Source organism: Hymenobacter cavernae, assembly GCF_014641455.1.
Taxonomy (GTDB): Bacteria; Bacteroidota; Bacteroidia; order Cytophagales; family Hymenobacteraceae; genus Hymenobacter; species Hymenobacter cavernae.
On sequence record NZ_BMHT01000002.1, the window covers coordinates 190769 to 208727 of the forward strand.

General features: G+C 57.3%; 12 protein-coding genes. 9 read left to right on the plus strand and 3 right to left on the minus strand.

Annotated features, from left to right (window positions below):
- The first annotated feature begins 19 nt into the window (after window positions 1–19).
- From leuD to IEX74_RS05255, 3 genes are all read left to right on the plus strand, one after another.
- Window positions 20–616 carry a 3-isopropylmalate dehydratase small subunit gene (gene leuD / locus IEX74_RS05245; protein WP_188811767.1) on the plus strand — a complete coding sequence of 199 codons (597 nt, stop codon included), beginning with the start codon at window positions 20–22 and terminating at the stop codon, window positions 614–616.
- Window positions 604–1722 (plus strand): 3-isopropylmalate dehydrogenase, encoded by a 1119-nt coding sequence (gene leuB / locus IEX74_RS05250; protein ID WP_188811769.1) that lies wholly within the window; start codon window positions 604–606, stop codon window positions 1720–1722. The genes leuD and leuB overlap by 13 nt, the downstream gene beginning before the upstream one ends.
- Before the next feature lie 158 nt (window positions 1723–1880).
- Entirely contained in the window at window positions 1881–2846 is a 966-nt protein-coding gene (locus IEX74_RS05255) for a cation diffusion facilitator family transporter (protein ID WP_188811772.1), read from the plus strand.
- Between the two features lie 21 nt (window positions 2847–2867).
- Here IEX74_RS05255 and IEX74_RS05260 read toward each other — a convergent pair whose 3' ends face one another.
- From IEX74_RS05260 to IEX74_RS05270, 3 genes are all read right to left on the minus strand, one after another.
- Window positions 2868–3629, minus strand: coding sequence for a TerC family protein (locus IEX74_RS05260; protein WP_188811773.1), 762 nt, complete (start codon window positions 3627–3629; stop codon window positions 2868–2870).
- Window positions 3630–3939: 310 nt separating this feature from the next.
- A complete protein-coding gene (locus tag IEX74_RS05265) occupies window positions 3940–5895 on the minus strand; it encodes an endo-1,4-beta-xylanase (protein WP_188811775.1) in 1956 nt (651 codons plus the stop codon).
- Between the two features lie 307 nt (window positions 5896–6202).
- Entirely contained in the window at window positions 6203–8326 is a 2124-nt protein-coding gene (locus tag IEX74_RS05270) for a M13 family metallopeptidase (RefSeq protein ID WP_188811777.1), read from the minus strand.
- A 655-nt stretch (window positions 8327–8981) separates the two neighbouring features.
- Between IEX74_RS05270 and IEX74_RS05275 the strand changes: the two genes are divergently transcribed.
- The 6 genes from IEX74_RS05275 (at window position 8982) to IEX74_RS05300 (ending at window position 17925) form a co-directional block, all read left to right on the plus strand.
- Window positions 8982–9767 (plus strand): polysaccharide biosynthesis/export family protein, encoded by a 786-nt coding sequence (locus IEX74_RS05275; protein ID WP_188811779.1) that lies wholly within the window; start codon window positions 8982–8984, stop codon window positions 9765–9767.
- A gap of 47 nt (window positions 9768–9814) precedes the next feature.
- Window positions 9815–12196 (plus strand): GumC family protein, encoded by a 2382-nt coding sequence (locus IEX74_RS05280; RefSeq protein WP_188811781.1) that lies wholly within the window; start codon window positions 9815–9817, stop codon window positions 12194–12196.
- A 198-nt stretch (window positions 12197–12394) separates the two neighbouring features.
- The gene (locus IEX74_RS05285) at window positions 12395–13999 is read left to right on the plus strand and encodes a lipopolysaccharide biosynthesis protein (protein WP_188811783.1); all 1605 of its coding nucleotides are present in this window, start codon (window positions 12395–12397) and stop codon (window positions 13997–13999) included.
- Window positions 13999–15258 (plus strand): glycosyltransferase family 4 protein, encoded by a 1260-nt coding sequence (locus IEX74_RS05290; protein WP_188811795.1) that lies wholly within the window; start codon window positions 13999–14001, stop codon window positions 15256–15258. Before IEX74_RS05285 ends, IEX74_RS05290 begins: the two co-directional genes overlap by 1 nt.
- Before the next feature lie 53 nt (window positions 15259–15311).
- Entirely contained in the window at window positions 15312–16607 is a 1296-nt protein-coding gene (locus IEX74_RS05295; RefSeq protein WP_188811797.1) for an O-antigen ligase family protein, read from the plus strand.
- A gap of 88 nt (window positions 16608–16695) precedes the next feature.
- Window positions 16696–17925, plus strand: a complete 1230-nt coding sequence (locus IEX74_RS05300; RefSeq protein ID WP_188811799.1) for a glycosyltransferase family 4 protein — start codon at window positions 16696–16698, stop codon at window positions 17923–17925.
- Window positions 17926–17959 lie beyond the last annotated feature (34 nt).

Here is a 17959-nt window from a genome sequence, read left to right on the forward strand (position 1 = left end):
GGCTGCGGCTTTCTAGCATATGGAAAAATTCCAGATCCTTCGCACGACGGCCATCCCGTTGCCGATTGAGAATATCGATACGGATCAGATTATCCCGGCGCGCTTCCTGAAGGCGACGTCGCGGGAAGGCTTCGGCGAAAACCTATTCCGCGACTGGCGCTATACTTCCGAAGGCACACCCAAGGCTGACTTCGCGCTAAACAACGCGCGCTACGGCGGCCATATTTTGGTAGCGGGCAAGAACTTCGGTTGCGGCTCTAGCCGCGAGCACGCCGCTTGGGCGCTGTATGATGCCGGTTTCAAAGCCGTTATTTCGAGCTACTTTGCCGATATTTTCCGCGGTAATGCCCTGAATACGGGCTTGTTGCCTCTGCAAGTATCCGACGAAGTGCTCCAACGCTTGCTCGACCAAGTGGAGCAAGACCCGCAAACGGAGCTGGTAGTGAACCTGCCGGAGCAAACCCTGACGGTACCGGCCTGGGGCGAAAGCATCCACTTCGACCTAGATCCTTACAAGAAGGAGTGCCTGATTAACGGCTACGACGACATCGATTTTTTAGTCAACCAAAAGGAGGCTATTGCCGCCTACGAAACCACACGCGCATGGGCATATTAAGAAAGAAAATTGCCGTACTGGCCGGTGATGGTATCGGACCAGAAGTCTGTCACGAGGCCATCAAGGTACTCGACGCCGTAGCCGAACGCTTCGGCCACCGCTTCACCTACGACTATCAGCTGATGGGTGCCTGCGCCATCGATGCGACGGGCGACCCGCTGCCCGAATCGACGCTAGCCGCTTGCCGCGCCGCCGACGCTATTCTGCTTGGTGCCATCGGCGACCCCAAGTACGATAACAACCCCGCGGCCAAAGTGCGCCCGGAGCAAGGCTTGCTGCGCCTGCGCAAGGAGCTAGGTCTGTACGCCAACATTCGCCCCGTTACGGCCTATGATATACTGCTACCTCACTCGCCGCTGAAGGCTGACCGCATCAGAGGCGCCGACATGCTGATCTATCGGGAGCTGACCGGCGGTATTTACTTCGGGGAGAAAGGCCGCACCGAAAATGGCGCCTTCGACCACTGCACCTACACCCGTCCCGAAATTACGCGCATCACGCACCTAGCTTTTCAGTCGGCCCAAAACCGCCGCAAGAAGCTAACGCTCGTGGACAAAGCCAACGTGTTGGAAACCTCGCGCTTGTGGCGCGAAGTGGTGCAGGAGCTAGCTCCTGCCTACCCAGACGTTGCCGTAGACTACTTGTTCGTAGACAACGCGGCTATGCAGCTCATCCTGAACCCCAAGCAGTTCGACGTAATGCTCACGGAGAACATGTTCGGCGACATCCTTTCGGATGAGGCTTCGGTTATTGCTGGCTCCCTAGGTCTGCTGCCCTCTGCTTCGGTGGGTGATAAAGCCGCACTGTTTGAGCCTATTCATGGCTCGTACCCGCAGGCCAAAGGCAAGAGCATTGCTAACCCGATTGCCACCATCTTGTCGGTGGCAATGATGCTGGAACACTTTGGCCTGCAGGAAGCCGCCAACGTGGTAAAAGAAGCCGTGCAGGATGCTTTGGTGCAGAATGTGTTGACGCCTGAGCTGAACGCCACATCGCCGTCGACTACGGAGCAGGTCGGGACGCACATCGCGCAGTGCGTGCTAGGTTTCCCCACCTCGCAGCTCCACCGCGACAACATCAAGGCAGGCTTGAGCACGATTATCTAACTCAACTTCCTTGCGAATCAACAAGTGGAAAAGCCACCTCGCATGAGGTGGCTTTTCTTTTTTAGTATTCGTTAAAACCGACGGAGCTCTCACCCAAAAAAGCTAGGTACCGTACTAGGCTAGAAGCATTTCGACCTTCGCTTTTAGCCTTTCGCACCTTGACCAGCTTATCTACTTCCCCTCCGCAATCCGCCGAGCAGCCTTCGTCCAAAACAGCGATTTTCGGGGCACTAGCGGCCAACCTGGCTATTGCGATTATCAAGTTTGTGGCCGCGGCTTTTACGGGCAGCTCGGCCATGCTTTCAGAAGGTATTCATTCTGTGGTAGATACTGGCAACGAGTGGCTGCTGCTACTCGGGCTGAAGCGCAGCCAGCGCCCCGCCGACGAGCAGCGGCCGTTTGGCTACGGCCGCGACCTGTATTTCTGGTCGTTCGTGGTTTCTATCTGCATTTTTGCCATTGGCGGCGGCATGTCCATTTATGAGGGGATCAGCCACTTACGTCACCCTAGCCCCATGACTGACCCGAAGTGGAACTACATTGTGCTCGGGCTAGCTTTTCTGTTTGACGGAGCTAGCTTTTTGCTCGCCCGGCGTACGTTCAACGCCTCGCGCGGCAGCCAATCGTTCTGGTCGGCCTTTCGGCGCAGCAAGGACCCCGCTACGTTCGTGGTGCTGTTCGAAGATACCGCCGACTTACTGGGCTTGATCGTCGCCTTCTTGGGCGTTTTCCTGAGTCATCAGCTTCAAAATCCGTACCTGGACGGCATTGCATCGCTTATTATCGGCTTGATCCTCATTACGATAGCCATTCTGCTGATTCGGGAAAGCCAGAGCTTGCTGCTGGGTGAAACTGCCGAGCCAGCACTGCTGAAACAGCTCACGGACCTAGCTCAGGCCGACGAAGCCGTAACCCGCGTTGCTCCTCCCATGACGGCCTACCTCAGCCCCAACGATATTCTGGTCGTGATACGCGCCGAGTTTCAGCCTGCGCTGTCGGCGGAGCAGGTGACGAAAGCTATCAGCCGGCTCACCCAAACCATTCAGGCGCGTCACGCTGATGTAAAGCATCTTTATATCCAGCCCGATTTTATTACTGCCCCGAGCACCGCCCCTGCTTTGTAGTCGGCGAATAAGCAGCTGCTCTTAGGATTCCTGGTTGTTAGTCTTCTTGAAGAAATACGCCCACGCCAGCGGTACCAGGAACATGCCTACTGTCAGCACTGTCAGACCTAGGTCGGCGGTGTGGCTGCCCAGAAATTGGCTGAACGGATGCCGCGGCTGAAAATGCTCGAACAAGGAAAGAACCAGCTTCAAACCTAGCAGACCAATCACCAGAAAAGCAGCTACTTCCAGGAAGGGATACTTACCCATCAGCGTCACGAAGGCCTGAGCTACCAGCCGCATGGCCAGAATACCGATAAAGACGCCAGCGCAAATAAGAATAAGATTGTCGGTGAAGGCCACCACTGCAAACACGTTGTCGATGGAAAAAGCTAGGTCCATCAGCTCGATGAGTGCTACCGTGGCCCAGAACTTTCCAAACAGACCTAGGGTGTAGCGGTATACCAAGCTCCTGTCTTTGTCCGGCACTTCCTCTTCGCTCGACTTTTCAGCTTTGAAGTAGCTATAAACCAGATACAAAAGGTACAAGCCACCTAAGGGCTTCAGAAACCAGAACTCAATCAGGAATGACGCAAACAGAATGCAGATGCCCCTGAACACGTACGCCCCGATGATGCCATAACGGAGAGCCTTGAAGCGCTGATCACGCGGCAAATCGCTCACCATCGTAGCGAGTACAGCCGCATTATCAACTGAGAGCAGACTTTCGATGATAACCAGATTGCCAATAATAGCCAGCGAGGGCAACGGGTGCGTGAGAATATCCTGAAGATGAGCGTTCATGCAGAAATCGGGTTGTCGGTGTTTGCAGGGGCAAATGCCAGCTACAAACGCCAACCAAGATGGAAGGTTAAGAAATCAAGCACTGCGCGCTACTGCTTGTTTGCGCGCGGGGCAAGCACCAGAAGAACCTAGGTAGCAGGCAATCCGGCAGAAAAGCGAAAAGCTTTTAACCGTAAACATAAAACGACTAGCTGCCTTCTCCATACAGACCGTCGTTTTTGCCCTTATTTTAACAAAAAAGCAGCCCCCGGCGTCGAACGCCAAGGGCTGCTTTGTCACCAGCGGAAACTGGCGTTGCTTACCAAGAAGCTTAGTTGACGGTCAGGCGCTGGCTGTACGTGCCGGTGGCCGTTTGCAGACGCACCGTGTACACGCCGGCTGCTACGCTACCTAGCTCCAGCGAACGAACCGTTTCGGCCGAAGCTGGCAGCGTCTGGTGCCGCACCGACTGGCCCAGCGTGTTCACCAATGACACGTCAATGGCTTGGCGGGTCAGGTTGGCAGGCAGGCTCAGGGACACGCGGCCGCTTTCGGCCGGGTTGGGGTACAGGAAGATAGACGCACTAGCGGCGCTGGCAGCCTTGGTGCCCAGCACGGTGTTCTTCACGTACTCGCGCAGCCACACCAGGGCCGACCGCTCCGTGTTATCAGCATTCACCAGGTAAGCGCCCTGGGCGGTACGCCAGTGACCAATGCGGTGGCCCCACATCGTTACACCTTTGATGGCTGGATACTCCCAGAACAACGGAAACACGCGCTGGTACTCGGCCAACTGCGCGGCATCAGTCAGGCCATCCGAGTCGTACTCGGTGATGTAAAGCGGTACTCCTGGAGCTGCCAGAATATCTAGGTTGGATTTCAGCGTCGTTACCGACGTAGAAGCCGTTGAGAAGGCGTGGCCCTGAATGCCGACACCATCAATCAGGTTGCGGGCCTTGAGCAGATTGATCATTGTGACCATCTTCTCTGCATTCACCCGTTCGTTTTCCACACTGTACTCGTTCAGCACCAGCTTAGCATTTGGGAAGTACTGGCGAGCCATCGTGAAGGACTTGATGATCCAGTCGTAACCAGTAGTGCCGGCGCCACCCAGCGCGTTGATGTAGCCGCCACCAGACGGATCTGGGGAGCCTACTGGTATGCTGCCTCCTCCGGTTGTTACCAAGCCGGTGGGGGGAGTGTGAATCGGCTCGTTCACAACATCAATGAAGTCGATGTTGGGGTAACGAGTTGCTACGGCCGAAAACCAGGCAGTGATGGCCGCCAGTTGGTCGGCATCCGACAATCCTTTGAGCCAGGTTGGCTGCTGAGAACCCCAGATGAGCGTGTGCATCCGGAACGGGCCGCCAATCTTGCGGCTCCGGTTGTAGGCGCTATCCAGTTCGGTCCAGTTGTAAGAGCCACGAGTGCCTTCCACGCTGCCCCACTTACCGCCATTTTCGGGCGTTACCGAGTTCCAGTATTTCTGGAAGTATAAGGACTGCTGCAAGCTGTAGGCAGAACCTAGGTACTTCGATTTCCCAGTAGCCAGAGGCGGACCATTAGGCACGAAGGCTACCGGCGGCGTAGTTGAGCCCTGCTGACCAGCGTCGAGGTTAGCCACTGTGAAATAAAGTCCGGTAGTACCAAACACGAACTTGTCGAAATCGAGGCCATCCTCACGAGCACCAATCTGGAAGGTTTGCGTCAGAGCACCAGCAGGCACGGTGAAGGTGGTAGCTGCGCTGCCATTCACCGTGAACTTCGACATATCGACCCACTTCCAAACCCCAGTGCCTGCACCACCAGCACCATCAACAGCCAAGCTGTTGCCAGCGATGTAACCGACGTTGTTAAGGCCATTGGCTGTTACCCAATCGGCGCTGGTAACAGAGAAATCCTTGGAGCCGAATGTTTTGGCGTAGAAGTAGCTGTCGTCGTTGGCTCCGCCCGAACCCACTCGCATGCGAGCGTAAAGGTCATAGGTACCAGGTCCAGGGAAAGTAACTGTGAAGGTTAATACTCGTGCGGCAGTGCCAGGCGCTGAGCCCCCACTCGGTACAGAGGCTACATCGGAGAGCGAAGTAGCATACGTAATAGCCGGCGTGGTCCCGTTTGCAGCTATCGTCCGCACGGCCCAGTCGCCGGTAGTAGCGCCGGTAGCGGGCGGCGTGGTAGAGGTGCCGGCCTCAGCTTCCACCACCACGGGCAGGTTCTGAGCGGAGAGCGTAAAGTGACTGCCAAGCGCCGTCACTAAAGCAAAAGTTAAGAGTCGATGTTTCTTCATGCTGAAGAGAGAATGTGTGAGAAAAGTGTGGGACAAATAGCAGGTAACTGTATTGCAAGATTCTAATACCACTTTAAAAGTAAAGAGGAAATACGAGCTTCACTACTACACAACAGCTCCATAAACCATATTTCTTCTCGCAAACGTTTGTGATAGTTAGAAAACCTTTTAGTAGGCTTAGAAAACGTTTGCAACTAGTGGTAAGCAGGTCCAGCACCTAGGATAGATTCTATCCGGGCTTACCTAGGTACCAAACAAAAAGCACCAGCCAGAGCCAGTGCTTTTTCTAACGCAAACCTAGCTTGCGCTACCAGATCTTGGCGCGGTCAGTGGTGGCGCGCACCATCTTCTGGCCCTCCTTGCAGCCGAAGGCATCGTAGAATTGCGGCATATTCATCAGCGGCCCGATGGTGCGGTATTGGCCCGGCGAGTGCGGGTCCGTCAGAATTTGCTGGCGCAGGGCTTCCGGGCGGATGTTCTGGCGTCGTAGCTGCGCCCAGCTCAGGAAGAAGCGCTGCTCGGGCGTGAAGCCGTCGTAGAGCGGACGTGGGTTATTGCCGTACTTCTGCTGAAGCTGCTTTTCGAGGGCGCCGTACACAATGGTGAGGCCAGCGAAGTCGGCCAGGTTCTCGCCCATTGTCAGTTTGCCGTTTACGTGCACCGAATCGAGCGGCGAGAAGGCGTCGTACTGGCGACCCACCACGGCGGCGCGCTTCGTAAACTCGGCCGCGTCGGCGGGTGTCCACCAGTCGCGTAGGTTGCCGTCGGCGTCGTATTGCCGGCCCTGGTCGTCGAAGCCGTGGGTCATTTCGTGGCCCATCACGCCCCCGATAGCGCCGTAGTTCACGGCATCATCGGCGTTCGGGTCGAAGAAGGGTGGCTGAAGGTAGCCCGCCGGAAACACGATTTCGTTCATCGGCGGATTGTAATAGGCATTGATCGTGGAGGGCGTCATTCCCCACTCGTTGCGGTCGATAGGGCCGCCGTACTTCCTGGCTTCCTTCTGATACTCCCATACGCGCGCCGCCAGCAGGTTTTTCACGTACGACTCGCGGGTGATGGTCAGAGCGGAGTAGTCCTTCCAAACATCCGGATAGCCGATCTTTACACGCAGCGCATTCAGCTTTTTCAGGGCTTCGGCTTTAGTGGCGTCGCTCATCCAGGTGTTGGTCTGAATGTGCTCGGCCATTGATGCCTTGATGTTGCCGACCATCTCCAGCGCCTTTTTCTTCGCTGCCGGCGAGAAGGCCTTGTCCACGTACAGTTGGCCGAACGCTTCGCCAAGCGTGGCGTCGGTTGAGGCCAGCATCCGCTTCCAGCGCGTGGGCTGCTGCTTGGTGCCGGCCAGCACCTGCTGGTAGCGGAAAGCTTCATCGACATACGCTTTGGGCAATGCTGTAGCCACCGAGCGCACCAGATGCCAGCGCATGTAGGTTTTGAGGTCGGCCAGCGGCTCGGTTTTGAATACGGTGTTTACCTCATCGAAAAAGGCCGGCTGCCCGACAATCACTTCCTGAGCTTTACTTAATTGTAAATCAGCGAGAAGGCGCGGCAAACCTAGGTTGGGGTAGCGCTTCTGGGCGGCGGCTACGGTTAGCTTATTATAGTTGGCCTGCGGGTCGCGCAGCTCCACGCGGGTGCGGGCAGCTTTGGCAAGGCGCGTTTCGATGCGCTCAACCGCCGCGGCATTCTTCTGCGCCGTAGCGGCATCGTCGCCGAGCAAGCCAAACATATTGCGCAAATACGTGCGGTAAGCGCCCCGGATGGTTTCGGTGCGGCCATCCTGTTTGAAGTAGTAGTCGCGGTCAGGCAGGGTGAGGCCGCCCTGAGCCAGCCCTACTGCATACTGCGTGGAAATCTTATCGTCTACATCGACACTAGCGCGGAAGAAGGCGCCGGTTTGCAGCAGCTTCTGCCGGGCCACTAGGTTGGGTAGGCCGTTGCGGTCTTTCAGCGCGGCAATCCGGTTCAGCTCCGGCCGCAGCGGCGCTAGGCCGGCTTTTTCAATTGCTACGGTATCCATGCCGGCCGCGTAGAAGTCTCCTACTTTCTGCAAGTTGCTGCCCTGCGGCGCGTTCGGGTTGGCGGCCGCTTCTTCCAGAATCTGGCGCAGCAGCGCCTGGGTTCGGTCGCCGAGCAGGTTGCGCGGGCCCCAGCTGGAAGCATACGCCGGCACGGGGTTGTTCTTCAGCCAGTTGCCGCCCGAATACTGAAAAAAATCGTCGCACGGCAACACCGAACGATCGAGGTCAGCCATGTCCAGGCCCACGCCTTTCAGCACGGGGCCTTCCTTGGCAGGAGCAGGAGCAACGGCCGTGGACCCTACGCTGGCGGTGGTATCCTGGGGCGCCTTGGTACTGGTTGCGCAGCCAGCCAAGGCCAGGCTGGCGCCGGCTATACCGGCCAAAAGCAGATGGTTATAGTTCTTCATAGAGGATGCGGATTGCAACAAAGTCCGCAGTACGAAAGCTGAATAGAATGGTGGTCAAAGTCGCCGAGCACCCGACCTAGGTTGCTTCCGGTACGAGCAGGAACCTAGGTTGCTTCTACTCTTTTTGTAGTTACCTCTCGCTGTTCTGCCCACGCGGACGTTCCGGCCAGCAAGCCACTCCGCGACTATGCAACTGACCAGCCCGCAACCACGCGGCTTAGTACGGCTTCTTGGATAAAGGCTCAATCCATTGACTACCAACAATCAACCAACAATACATTAAATATTTATGTATCTTAATCTATAATTACTTTAACTTAATTGTGCAGTTCTTCGTACGGGTTGACGCCGGTTCTACCAGGAAGGTCTTCCTAGATCGGTACCTCGTTAATTCTTGTCATCACCTGTACTTCTCCGTTCAATTCACACCTTTCAACCGCCTAGTTTATGCAACACTCTGCTTCCCAAAGACACCCTTCCAACTACCGAGCTTTACGAATTCAAGTTTTCGGTGAAAAAATTTAATTACCAGGAAGTTAATACAATTTGTTTTTGAAAAAGCTATATTCGCTACTGTCCTATGTAGAGTTTGGTCCATTCAGCCAAGCACTACGATCTTGGTCAGCGGCTTTTATGCTTTTGCTGTTGTTTTTTTATGCATAAAGTCCAGAAAACTGGGTCGATCCTGTGCTTGTTGTTGGTGTTCCTAGGTTTGCAAAGCTGCGTAACGCAAGGTAAGCTGCCGTACCTGCAAGGGCGTAAGTATTCCACGCAAACGCCTACTTCCGTCGATAATGCGCCACCGGCTTACCATATTCAACCCAACGACGTGCTCAGCATTCGGGTGCAGAGCGCGCAACCCGCTCTCAGCGAGCTTTTTAATCTAACCGGCACCCAATCCATCTACTCCGGCGAGCCAGGCACACTGTACCTGTCGGGCTACCCGGTCGACGAAACCGGCAACATCACCTTGCCTACGGTGGGCAAAGTGACGGTCCGGAACCTGACCCTCGACCAGGCCCAGCGCCAGGTGCAGCAGCAGGTGGCCCGCTACGTGCGCGATGCTAACGTGCTAGTGAAGCTGCTGAGCTTCAAGATTACGGTGTTGGGGGAGGTGCGCACGCCGGGGCGCTACTTCATCTACAATCCCCAGGCAACGGTACTGGAAGGCCTAGGCATGGCCAACGACCTCACTGAGTTTGGCAACCGCCGGAACGTCAAGCTTATCCGGCAGACGTCTAAGGGCTCGGAAGTGGTTTTGCTGGACCTGACAGATCCGAAGCTACTGGAGTCGCCGTACTATTATCTGCGGCCGAATGATGCCTTATATGTAGAGCCGCTGCGGGCCCGCACCGCGCGCGGCAACGCCACCAACCTAGCCCTCATCTTCTCGGGTATCTCGGCCGTGGTGCTGCTGCTGAATTTCGTAATCAACAAGTAATCAATTAGCTGTTCCGCTACTTTCCCTTCACTCTCTAATCCGCTGGTATGGAATCACGTCATACAGCTTCCGACGAAATTGACTTGCACGAGCTGTTTTTCAAGCTCAGCAAGCGCTGGCCGCTTTTCCTGGCTTCCCTGCTCATCGCCGGCCTTTGCGCCTGGATGTATCTGCAAGTGAAAGCCCCCACTTATGATTTTCGCTCGACGCTGCTGGTAGGCAACCAGAGCACGGGCTCCAAGCAGGCCCAGGAGCTTCTGCAACTCCTTGATCCTAAGGACAAAGGCATGAAGCTGGAGGACGAAATCGGCTTACTGACTTCGACCGACATGCTGCGCCGTACCCTGACGCGCCTACCCTTCGACGTATCGTACTACACCGTGCCCGATTCGTGGCTGAACTCGGTGAAGAAGCTCAAGGTACGTGAGCAGGCCATTGGGGCGGTACCGTTTCGGGTGCTGCCGGTGGCCGGCAAGCCGCAGCTCGTGGGCGTGCCAATCTATGTGGAGCCCCTTTCGGATGGGCGCTACCGCGTGCACGCCGAGGTGAAGAAAGGCGAGCTGCACCAGTTGGCTTCGGGCGAGTTGGTGCGGGAAGTGACAGATACCGAGCTCGACCAGACCGTGCGAGCCGGTGAAACTCTGAGTAATCCGCTGCTAACGGCCGTTATTGCTGCCGAACCGAACTACCCGGCCATTCCGACCAAGGAACGCTACTTCTTCAAGCTCCACGACATGCCCGGCCTGATAGGCGACTATCAAAACCGGTTGAAGGTTCGCCCCATTGACCATGAATCACGCATTCTGGAACTGACTACGCAAGGCTCAGTACCTAGCAAGGAAACGCAGTTTCTGAACACGCTGATGGCCGTGTACGTGGAGGAGGACCTGAATCAGAAAAACCAGATTGGCCGCAAGACCATTGCTTTCCTCGACAACGAAATCGATAAAATCTCGCAGGCTCGCGTGAGTGCGGCCGAGGCGGTTAGCTCCTTCCGGGCTTCGGCGGGCGTGGTGGATGCGGGCGCACAATCGGGCGCGGGCATTCAGCGCCAGGGCGAGCTGCAAACCACCCAGGCGCGCTTGGCTACCAACCTCAAGTATTACCAAAACATGCTGGGCTACATGCGGTCGAAGCGGGCTGCCGGGCAAGTGGCTTCGCCCAGCAGCGCGGGCATCGACGATCCGGCGGTGCTTTCCCTGGTGCAGCAGCTTGCTAAGCTCAATGCAGAGCGCGCTACGCTGGCAGTTAATGCCAGCGCTATCAACCCGCAGCTTGTCATCTTGGATGAGCAGATTGGCACTACGAAGGAGGCGCTGATTCAGACCCTAGGTAACCTGATTCACACGGCTAATATCGGCTTGCGCGATGCCAACCAGCAACTTGCGCAGGTGCGCACCCAGATCAGCCAGATGCCGGAAAACGAGCGCCGTTTGGCGGCCCTGCAAACCCGTAGCAACTTTACCGACAAGAACTATAACATGTTGGTAGAGAAGCGTAACGAAGCTGCTATTGCGCTGGCTACCAACACCACTGACAAGAAAGTAGTTGATCCGGCCAAGCAGAACGGCATCGGTCCGTCGGCCCCGAAGCCGGGCTTGGTGGCGCTGATAGCCTTACTGGCCGGCGTGGCCATCCCGATCGGTGTGGTGCTGCTAGGCACTAAAACCAACCGCCGTATTCAGAGCAAGGAAGACCTTTCGAAGGTTACCAACATTCCGCTGCTGGGTGTAGTGCCGCATGGTACCAGCGCCGATAAGCAGCTGATGCTGCACGACCCGCGCAGCCCGATTTCGGAGGCTTTCCGCTCGATTCGGGTGAGCTTGCAGTACCTGTCTACAGGGCCGGATAAGCGGTTCATCGGCGTCACCTCATCGGTCCCGGGTGAGGGCAAAACCTTCTGCACCGTGAACCTAGCTGCTGAGCTAGCCCAGGGTGGCCGCCGCGTGATCTTGCTGGAGTGCGACATGCGTCGCCCGACGATGGCCGGCTACTTCGGCATCGATACGCGCCGGGAGCATGGCCTGAGCACGTACCTAGCCGGCACCAGCACCCTGGAGGAAGCCCGCGTTGCCACCGACGTACCGAACCTGGACGCCGTGTGCTGCGGCCCGATCCCGGAGAACCCCACGCAGCTGCTGGAAAGCAAGCGCCTGAGCGACCTGATGCACCAGCTTCGGGAAGACTACGACTACGTGCTGGTCGACATTCCGCCGATGGGCTACGTGGCCGAGTTCTTCGTGCTGCTGCGCTACCTCGATGCCAACATCTACGTGGTGCGCCAGAACTACACCGACCGCGGCCTGGTGAACCAGATCAGCGAGCTGCACCGCGACCAGAAGGTGAAGCAGATCTATATGATTATCAATGACGTGCACTTCGCACAAACCTACGAGTACCGCTACAAAGGCAAATCATCGATCTACTAACCTATTTGTCATTCCGAGCTGAGCGAGGAATCTGAGGTAAATACCTAGGTTCTGAAACTCAGATTCCTCGCTTCGCTCGGAATGACAAACTGTGCTTACCCTACCTATCTTTTACCCCGCTCCTGCCACTCTCTCCCCGCGCGCAGAACCGGAACTCCGCTGCTCACACACCTTCTTGCTCGTTTTATTGCTTATTCTATGAGTACTATTACTAGTTCCAAAAGTCTCTCGTCGGCGGCAGTGCGCGGCGTGCAGTGGACCACAGCCGCTTCGGTGCTGACGGCCCTTATGCAAATCGGCTACACCGCCGTCATGGCCCGCCTGCTGGACCCGGCCGCGTTTGGCCTGGTAGCTATGGCAGGCGTGGTACTCCGCTTCGGTACGTACTTCGCCGAAATGGGCCTAGGTCATGCGATTGTGCAGCGGTCTACCATCAGCAAAGAGGACGTGCGGGCCGCTTTCACGGCGTCGCTGGGGCTAGGTGTGGGCGTGGCCGGATTGGCTTGTTTGCTGGCACCGCTGGCGGTTTTCTTTTTGAAGAATGATGCGGTAATTCCGCTGGTGCGCTTTCAATCGTTGGGCTTCGTTTTCGTGGGGCTAGGTATGACGGCCACCAGTCTCTTGCGGCGCGAGATGCGCTTTGAAGTGCTGGCCAAGATTGAAGTAGCGGCTTACATCCTAGGTTATGGCGGCGTGGGCGTCACGCTGGCCTGGCTTACCAGCCGCGGCTTGCTGCCGATCAGCGGCGTGTGGAGCCTGATTGCAGCTAGCCTGGCGCAGCAGCTTTTGGTGGCGCTCATGAGCTATCTGGTGGTGCGGCACTCGCTGCGGTTTATCTTTAAGTGGAACGCTTACAAGCAGCTGCTTGGCTACGGCAGCCGGGTTTCGATTATCAGCTTTCTGGAATTCATCAACGGCAACCTCGACACGCTGCTGATCGGGCGGCTGCTCGGCACGGCTTTGCTCGGCATCTACAACCGCGCCTACATGCTGCTGTACCTACCGATGTATTTCCTCACCAACAGCCTGGCGCGGGTAGCCTTTCCAGCCTTCAGCAAGGTGCAGGACGACGTACCGCGCATCCGGACTTTATACCTGACCAGCAGCACCTTGGTCGCGACGGTGGTGCTGCCGCTGTGCGCGGGCGTGGCCGTCGCGGCTCCCGAAATGGTGCAGACGCTGCTCGGGCCGAAATGGCTGGCCTCGGTGCCGGTGCTGCGGGTGCTGTGCATCTCGATTCCGCTGAGCATGACGACCATGTTTGCCGGCATTGTGGCCGACGCTCGCGCCAACCTAGGTCGCAAAGTGGTGCTGAACCTGGAGTTTATGGTGCTGCTGGCTAGCTTGTTCTGGCTGCTGCAAGGCTACGGCTTGCGCGGTATTGCCGCGGCTATCGGCACGGGCGAAGTGGTGCGCACCTTCCTCTACATGCGCATCACCCACAACGACCTAGGTCTGCCCTACCGCCGCATGCTGGCCATGTACCTGCCGGGGCTGCTGAATGCGGCAGCCGTGGGGCTAGGTATCCTGGCGGTTTCGCTGGCTGTGCGGCCGCTCCATCTCCCCTATGTGCTCACGTTGCTGGCCCAAATGCTCACGGGTGCGCTGGTGCTGAGCGCGGTGGTCCTGCGCTGGCCCTCGGCCGAGCTGCGCCCACGCTTGCAGCAGATCCTGCAAAAGCTGCAAGGCCTGCGAGCTTTGCCTGCTGCGGCTCAAAATCTGCTCACGCGCTATACAACGTACCTAGACAATGCTGCCGTGGTTTTCCCCACATTTGAGCCGCTTTCTAAGAATCTGGTCTAATGAACATTCTGTTGACTTCGCTGATGGTGCCGGGTGCTCCCTCGGGCGTGCGGGTGCACTATGAGCGCCTTGCCGAACAGCTCCGCCAGCAGGGCCACACCGTTACGGTAATAACTCAGGATAACCTGCGCCCCGGCATTCGCAAGACCATCGGGGCTGTGCGCCGGGGCCTGAAGCTGGCGCTAGGCAAGTTCGGCTTGCAGCTTGCCATCGAGCTAGGCAGCGTAGCTGAAATCTACTTCGCCATCGACCGTAGCGCCCACTACGATGTGGTGAATGCCCAGGACGTGAGCAGCGGTTGGGCCGCTCGCCTTGCCTTTCGCGACCGGGTGCCGGTGGTAATTACAGGCCACTTCAACGACCACCCGGCCGAGGAGCTGGTTCATCAGCAAGGATTTAAAGGGGTAACGGCTAGCTTTCTGCACCGCTGGTACAACTTCCTGCTGAGCCGCACCCGCTACTTCATTGGGGTGTCGGATTACGTACTTCAGCGCACCCTGCCCTGGCTGCCTGCTGATGCGCTGCACACGGTGGTGTACAACGGTGTGGACATGGCAAAGCTAGCCCGCCCGGCGGCCTACGCGGCTCCGACCGACGTGCCTGATCTGCGGGCTATGTTTCCAGGCCGCAAAATCGTGCTGAACATTGGCCACCTGGAGCCGCGCAAGAACCAGCGCTACCTCGTGCAGGTTGCCGCCGAGCTGCGCCACCACGACCCTAGCTTTGTGCTGGTGCTGGTGGGCAAAGGCGAGGACGAACCAGTGCTAAAGCAGATGATAGCCGAGGCGAAGCTGGAACAGAACGTGGTGCTGCTCGGCTACCACCGCAACGTAGTAGCGCTGCTGCACGCCGCCGATCTGTACGTACACGCCGCCACACGCGAGAACTGCCCATTGGTGCTGCTGGAGTCAATGGCCGCCGGTTGCCCCGCCGTGGCGCTGGCTGTGGGCGGCATTCCGGAGCTGCTCGCCTCGACGCCCGACGCGCTGGTGCCGGTGACCACCGAACCCGCCGTAATGGCTCAGCACCTACGTGCCTTGCTAGCCTCGCCGGATGCCCTGAACCGAATGCAACAACAACAGCACAAATTCGGTAAAATACAATTCGATGCCAGCACGATGGTCGCACGCACCGTGGCGTTTTTTGAGCAGGCTCGACAGCACCAACAACCAGTGCCCGCCAGCGCCCCAGGGCAGACTACCAACACGGCACAACCTTCTTACCTCGAAGCACTTCCTTCTGCCAAAGAAGTAGGCTAACCCTATTTCGCTACGCTGCATTTCTTGAGTACAGCTTACTAGCGCCCCGGATTATGAAAATCAGCTTACGTTTTTTGCTGCTGTTGCCCATGCTGGCCGTGCTGGCGACGAATGCGGCGTTCTGGGAATTCGTCTACGGCCCGCAAGTCGACCAGGAGCCGGATGCCATCAAGCTTTATACCTACATGCTGTTTGCGGCTTCTATGGGCTGCATCGTGCTGTATTGGCGCCACATAGCGCCTATTATGCGCCTGTGGATACTAATTACGCTGGCCTGTATTGGTGGGCTCATGCTGGAATCGTACGGCAATTGGGGCTTGGTGATGGTGTACCCGCACGTATTCAGCAAGCTGCTGGTGCTGCTGATTTTGTTCGGCATCTACACTTTCTACCGCCGTTTTGGGATGCCGCCGCTCCGGCAGCTTTTCAATGTACTGACCATCGTGCTGCTGGCCGACCTGCTGGTTTTTCACCGCGACTCACTGAGCGCTAGTGCTTTCGTGGAAAATGAGCGCGGCTACGGCGCGGCGGCGGCTTACCTGTTCGTACCCATCACGTTGTTCAATTTGAATAGCTATCTGGTGAAAGGCCGCATCAGCTCGTTGCTGTTCTTCTTCTTTTGCTTGCCGCTCATCATCTTCCTGCAACACCGCTCCGTTTGGATTGCGACGGCCGTAGCGATTCCGATCAACGTGCTGCTGCTGCGCCGAGTGCCGGGCGTGCGCTTCTCCCTGCCCAAGCTCGTGATGCTGATCGTGCTGCCCGCCATCCTAGGTTCTATCGGCGTCACGGCCGTGGTGCTCGACAACCCCGAAATTGTGCAGCGCCTGCAAGACAGCATTGAGGACATCAGCAATGCCGACAAGCAGGGCACTGGTAGCTGGCGCCTCAAGCAGATCGAATCGTATATGCCGCTGGTACAGGAGCGCCCCGTAGCTGGCTGGCGCTTAGAGGGTTTTGAGGTACCCATGCAGTTCTACGACCCCAGCAGCGACCAGCCCATGTGGGCCGACCGCACCGGCCACCACTTCCACAACTTCTACCTCGACCGGGCCTTCTACTTTGGCATCCTGGGTATTATGCTGGTACTGGTGGTGCCCATTATCAGCGTAGTACGGCGGCTGTTGCAGCGGGCGCCCTTGGTACCTGAAACGGCCGCTTTCATTGCCTATTTCTTCTGCCTGCTGGTGTACTCGGCTTCGTACGATTGGGCCACTTACCACTTCGGGATGCTAGGTCTGATGCTGGCTTCGCTGCCGCTCCGGGCGCCCGAACCAGAGCCGGAATATGTGCCAGCTATGGAGGTTCCGCAATCCATTGCGGAACCGCTTGCACCGGTAACCTTCTGATTTTCTTGGAAATATTATTCGCCTATATTAGAAACATCCATTATTTTCGGGATAAACTGCCCTCTACCTATTTGTACTGCTTATCTCTATGAAAATCCTGTGGCTTGCTCCTTATCCTCATCCGCTCGAAACGGCGGCGCACCCCGTGCCGTGGGTGGGCACCCTGGCCAACCTGTTGCGCCAGGAGCCAACCGTTGAGCTGACTATTCTGAACTGGACCCACCGCATCAGCACCCCAGTCGATGAGTTTGACCGCGACGGGATGCACTTCATCTACCTGAAAGTGCCGACGGTGCGCAAGGATATTCTGACCCTTTACCAGCGGCGCATCGCCATTGTGCGTGAGTACTTGCGCAACCATTACCAGGAATACGACGTGCTGCACCTGCACGGCTCGGAGCTACAGCTGCCCGTCATGACGGCCGGACTGCCCGCCCCGATGGTACTGTCAGTGCAGGGCATTGTGTCGGAATACGCCAAGGTGGTGCCGAATACGTTCTCCATGCTGAAATTCCTCTGGACGATGGCCGGCTACTACGAGCGCAAGTACCTGCCGACAGTGAAGAACTTCATCTGCCGCACGCATTGGGATAAAAAGCACACGGCTCGGCTGAGCCCCGGCTGTCGCATCTACCATAACTGGGAGACGATCCGGCCGGAGTTCTTCGCCGCTGCCGACCAACCTAGGCCCACTCCTACCAAACGGCCGCAAGCCTTATTTGTGGGTGGCAGTCAGGTCATTAAAGGCTTTAAGGAGATGCTGATGGGCTACAACCTGATTCGGGCGAAAGTCGACATCAAGCTCATCATCGTAGGCCGCCTTGAGCAAGCCGACGTGCAGCAGGTTATCGAGCAATACAACCTAGGTCACATCGGTCCCGATGATGTGGAATGCCGACCCTTCCAGACGGCTGCCGAGCTAGCGGCCCTCTACCGCGAGTCATTCTGCCTGTTACATCCTTCTTACATCGATAATAGTCCCAACAGCGTATGCGAAGCGCAGCTCGTGGGTTTGCCCGTGGTGGCTTCCGATGTGGGCGGCGTTAGCTCGCTGATTACGGAAGGTGAAACGGGCCTGCTCTGCACCCTTGAGCCCGAAACGCTGGCTCAGCAAACCTTACGCCTGCACGCCGACCCTCGCCTCCAACGCCGCATTTCCGAGCAGGCCCAGGCGGAGGCCCGGCAGCGGCACGACCCAGCTGCCATCGTGGAGCAGACCCTGGCTATTTACGAATCTGTCCGCCAATCTTTTCAGGAGGCTAAGCTGTATCCGCCGCCAACTTTCGCCGGTTCGTCGGTTCAGCTTCAGCTCGCCTAGTCCGTCTTCTTAACCTAGCTTTTCAACGCCAACC

What these genes read in the sequence shown, in the direction of transcription:
- IEX74_RS05270 (WP_188811777.1), bottom strand. Translation starts at nt 8,326, where the DNA reads ATGAAGAACTATAACCATCTGCTTTTGGCCGGTATAGCCGGCGCCAGC.
- IEX74_RS05260 (WP_188811773.1), bottom strand. Translation starts at nt 3,629, where the DNA reads ATGAACGCTCATCTTCAGGATATTCTCACGCACCCGTTGCCCTCGCTG.
- IEX74_RS05265 (WP_188811775.1), bottom strand. Translation starts at nt 5,895, where the DNA reads ATGAAGAAACATCGACTCTTAACTTTTGCTTTAGTGACGGCGCTTGGC.
- IEX74_RS05295 (WP_188811797.1), top strand. Translation starts at nt 15,312, where the DNA reads ATGAAAATCAGCTTACGTTTTTTGCTGCTGTTGCCCATGCTGGCCGTG.
- IEX74_RS05285 (WP_188811783.1), top strand. Translation starts at nt 12,395, where the DNA reads ATGAGTACTATTACTAGTTCCAAAAGTCTCTCGTCGGCGGCAGTGCGC.
- IEX74_RS05300 (WP_188811799.1), top strand. Translation starts at nt 16,696, where the DNA reads ATGAAAATCCTGTGGCTTGCTCCTTATCCTCATCCGCTCGAAACGGCG.
- IEX74_RS05275 (WP_188811779.1), top strand. Translation starts at nt 8,982, where the DNA reads ATGCATAAAGTCCAGAAAACTGGGTCGATCCTGTGCTTGTTGTTGGTG.
- leuB (WP_188811769.1), top strand. Translation starts at nt 604, where the DNA reads ATGGGCATATTAAGAAAGAAAATTGCCGTACTGGCCGGTGATGGTATC.
- IEX74_RS05290 (WP_188811795.1), top strand. Translation starts at nt 13,999, where the DNA reads ATGAACATTCTGTTGACTTCGCTGATGGTGCCGGGTGCTCCCTCGGGC.
- leuD (WP_188811767.1), top strand. Translation starts at nt 20, where the DNA reads ATGGAAAAATTCCAGATCCTTCGCACGACGGCCATCCCGTTGCCGATT.
- IEX74_RS05280 (WP_188811781.1), top strand. Translation starts at nt 9,815, where the DNA reads ATGGAATCACGTCATACAGCTTCCGACGAAATTGACTTGCACGAGCTG.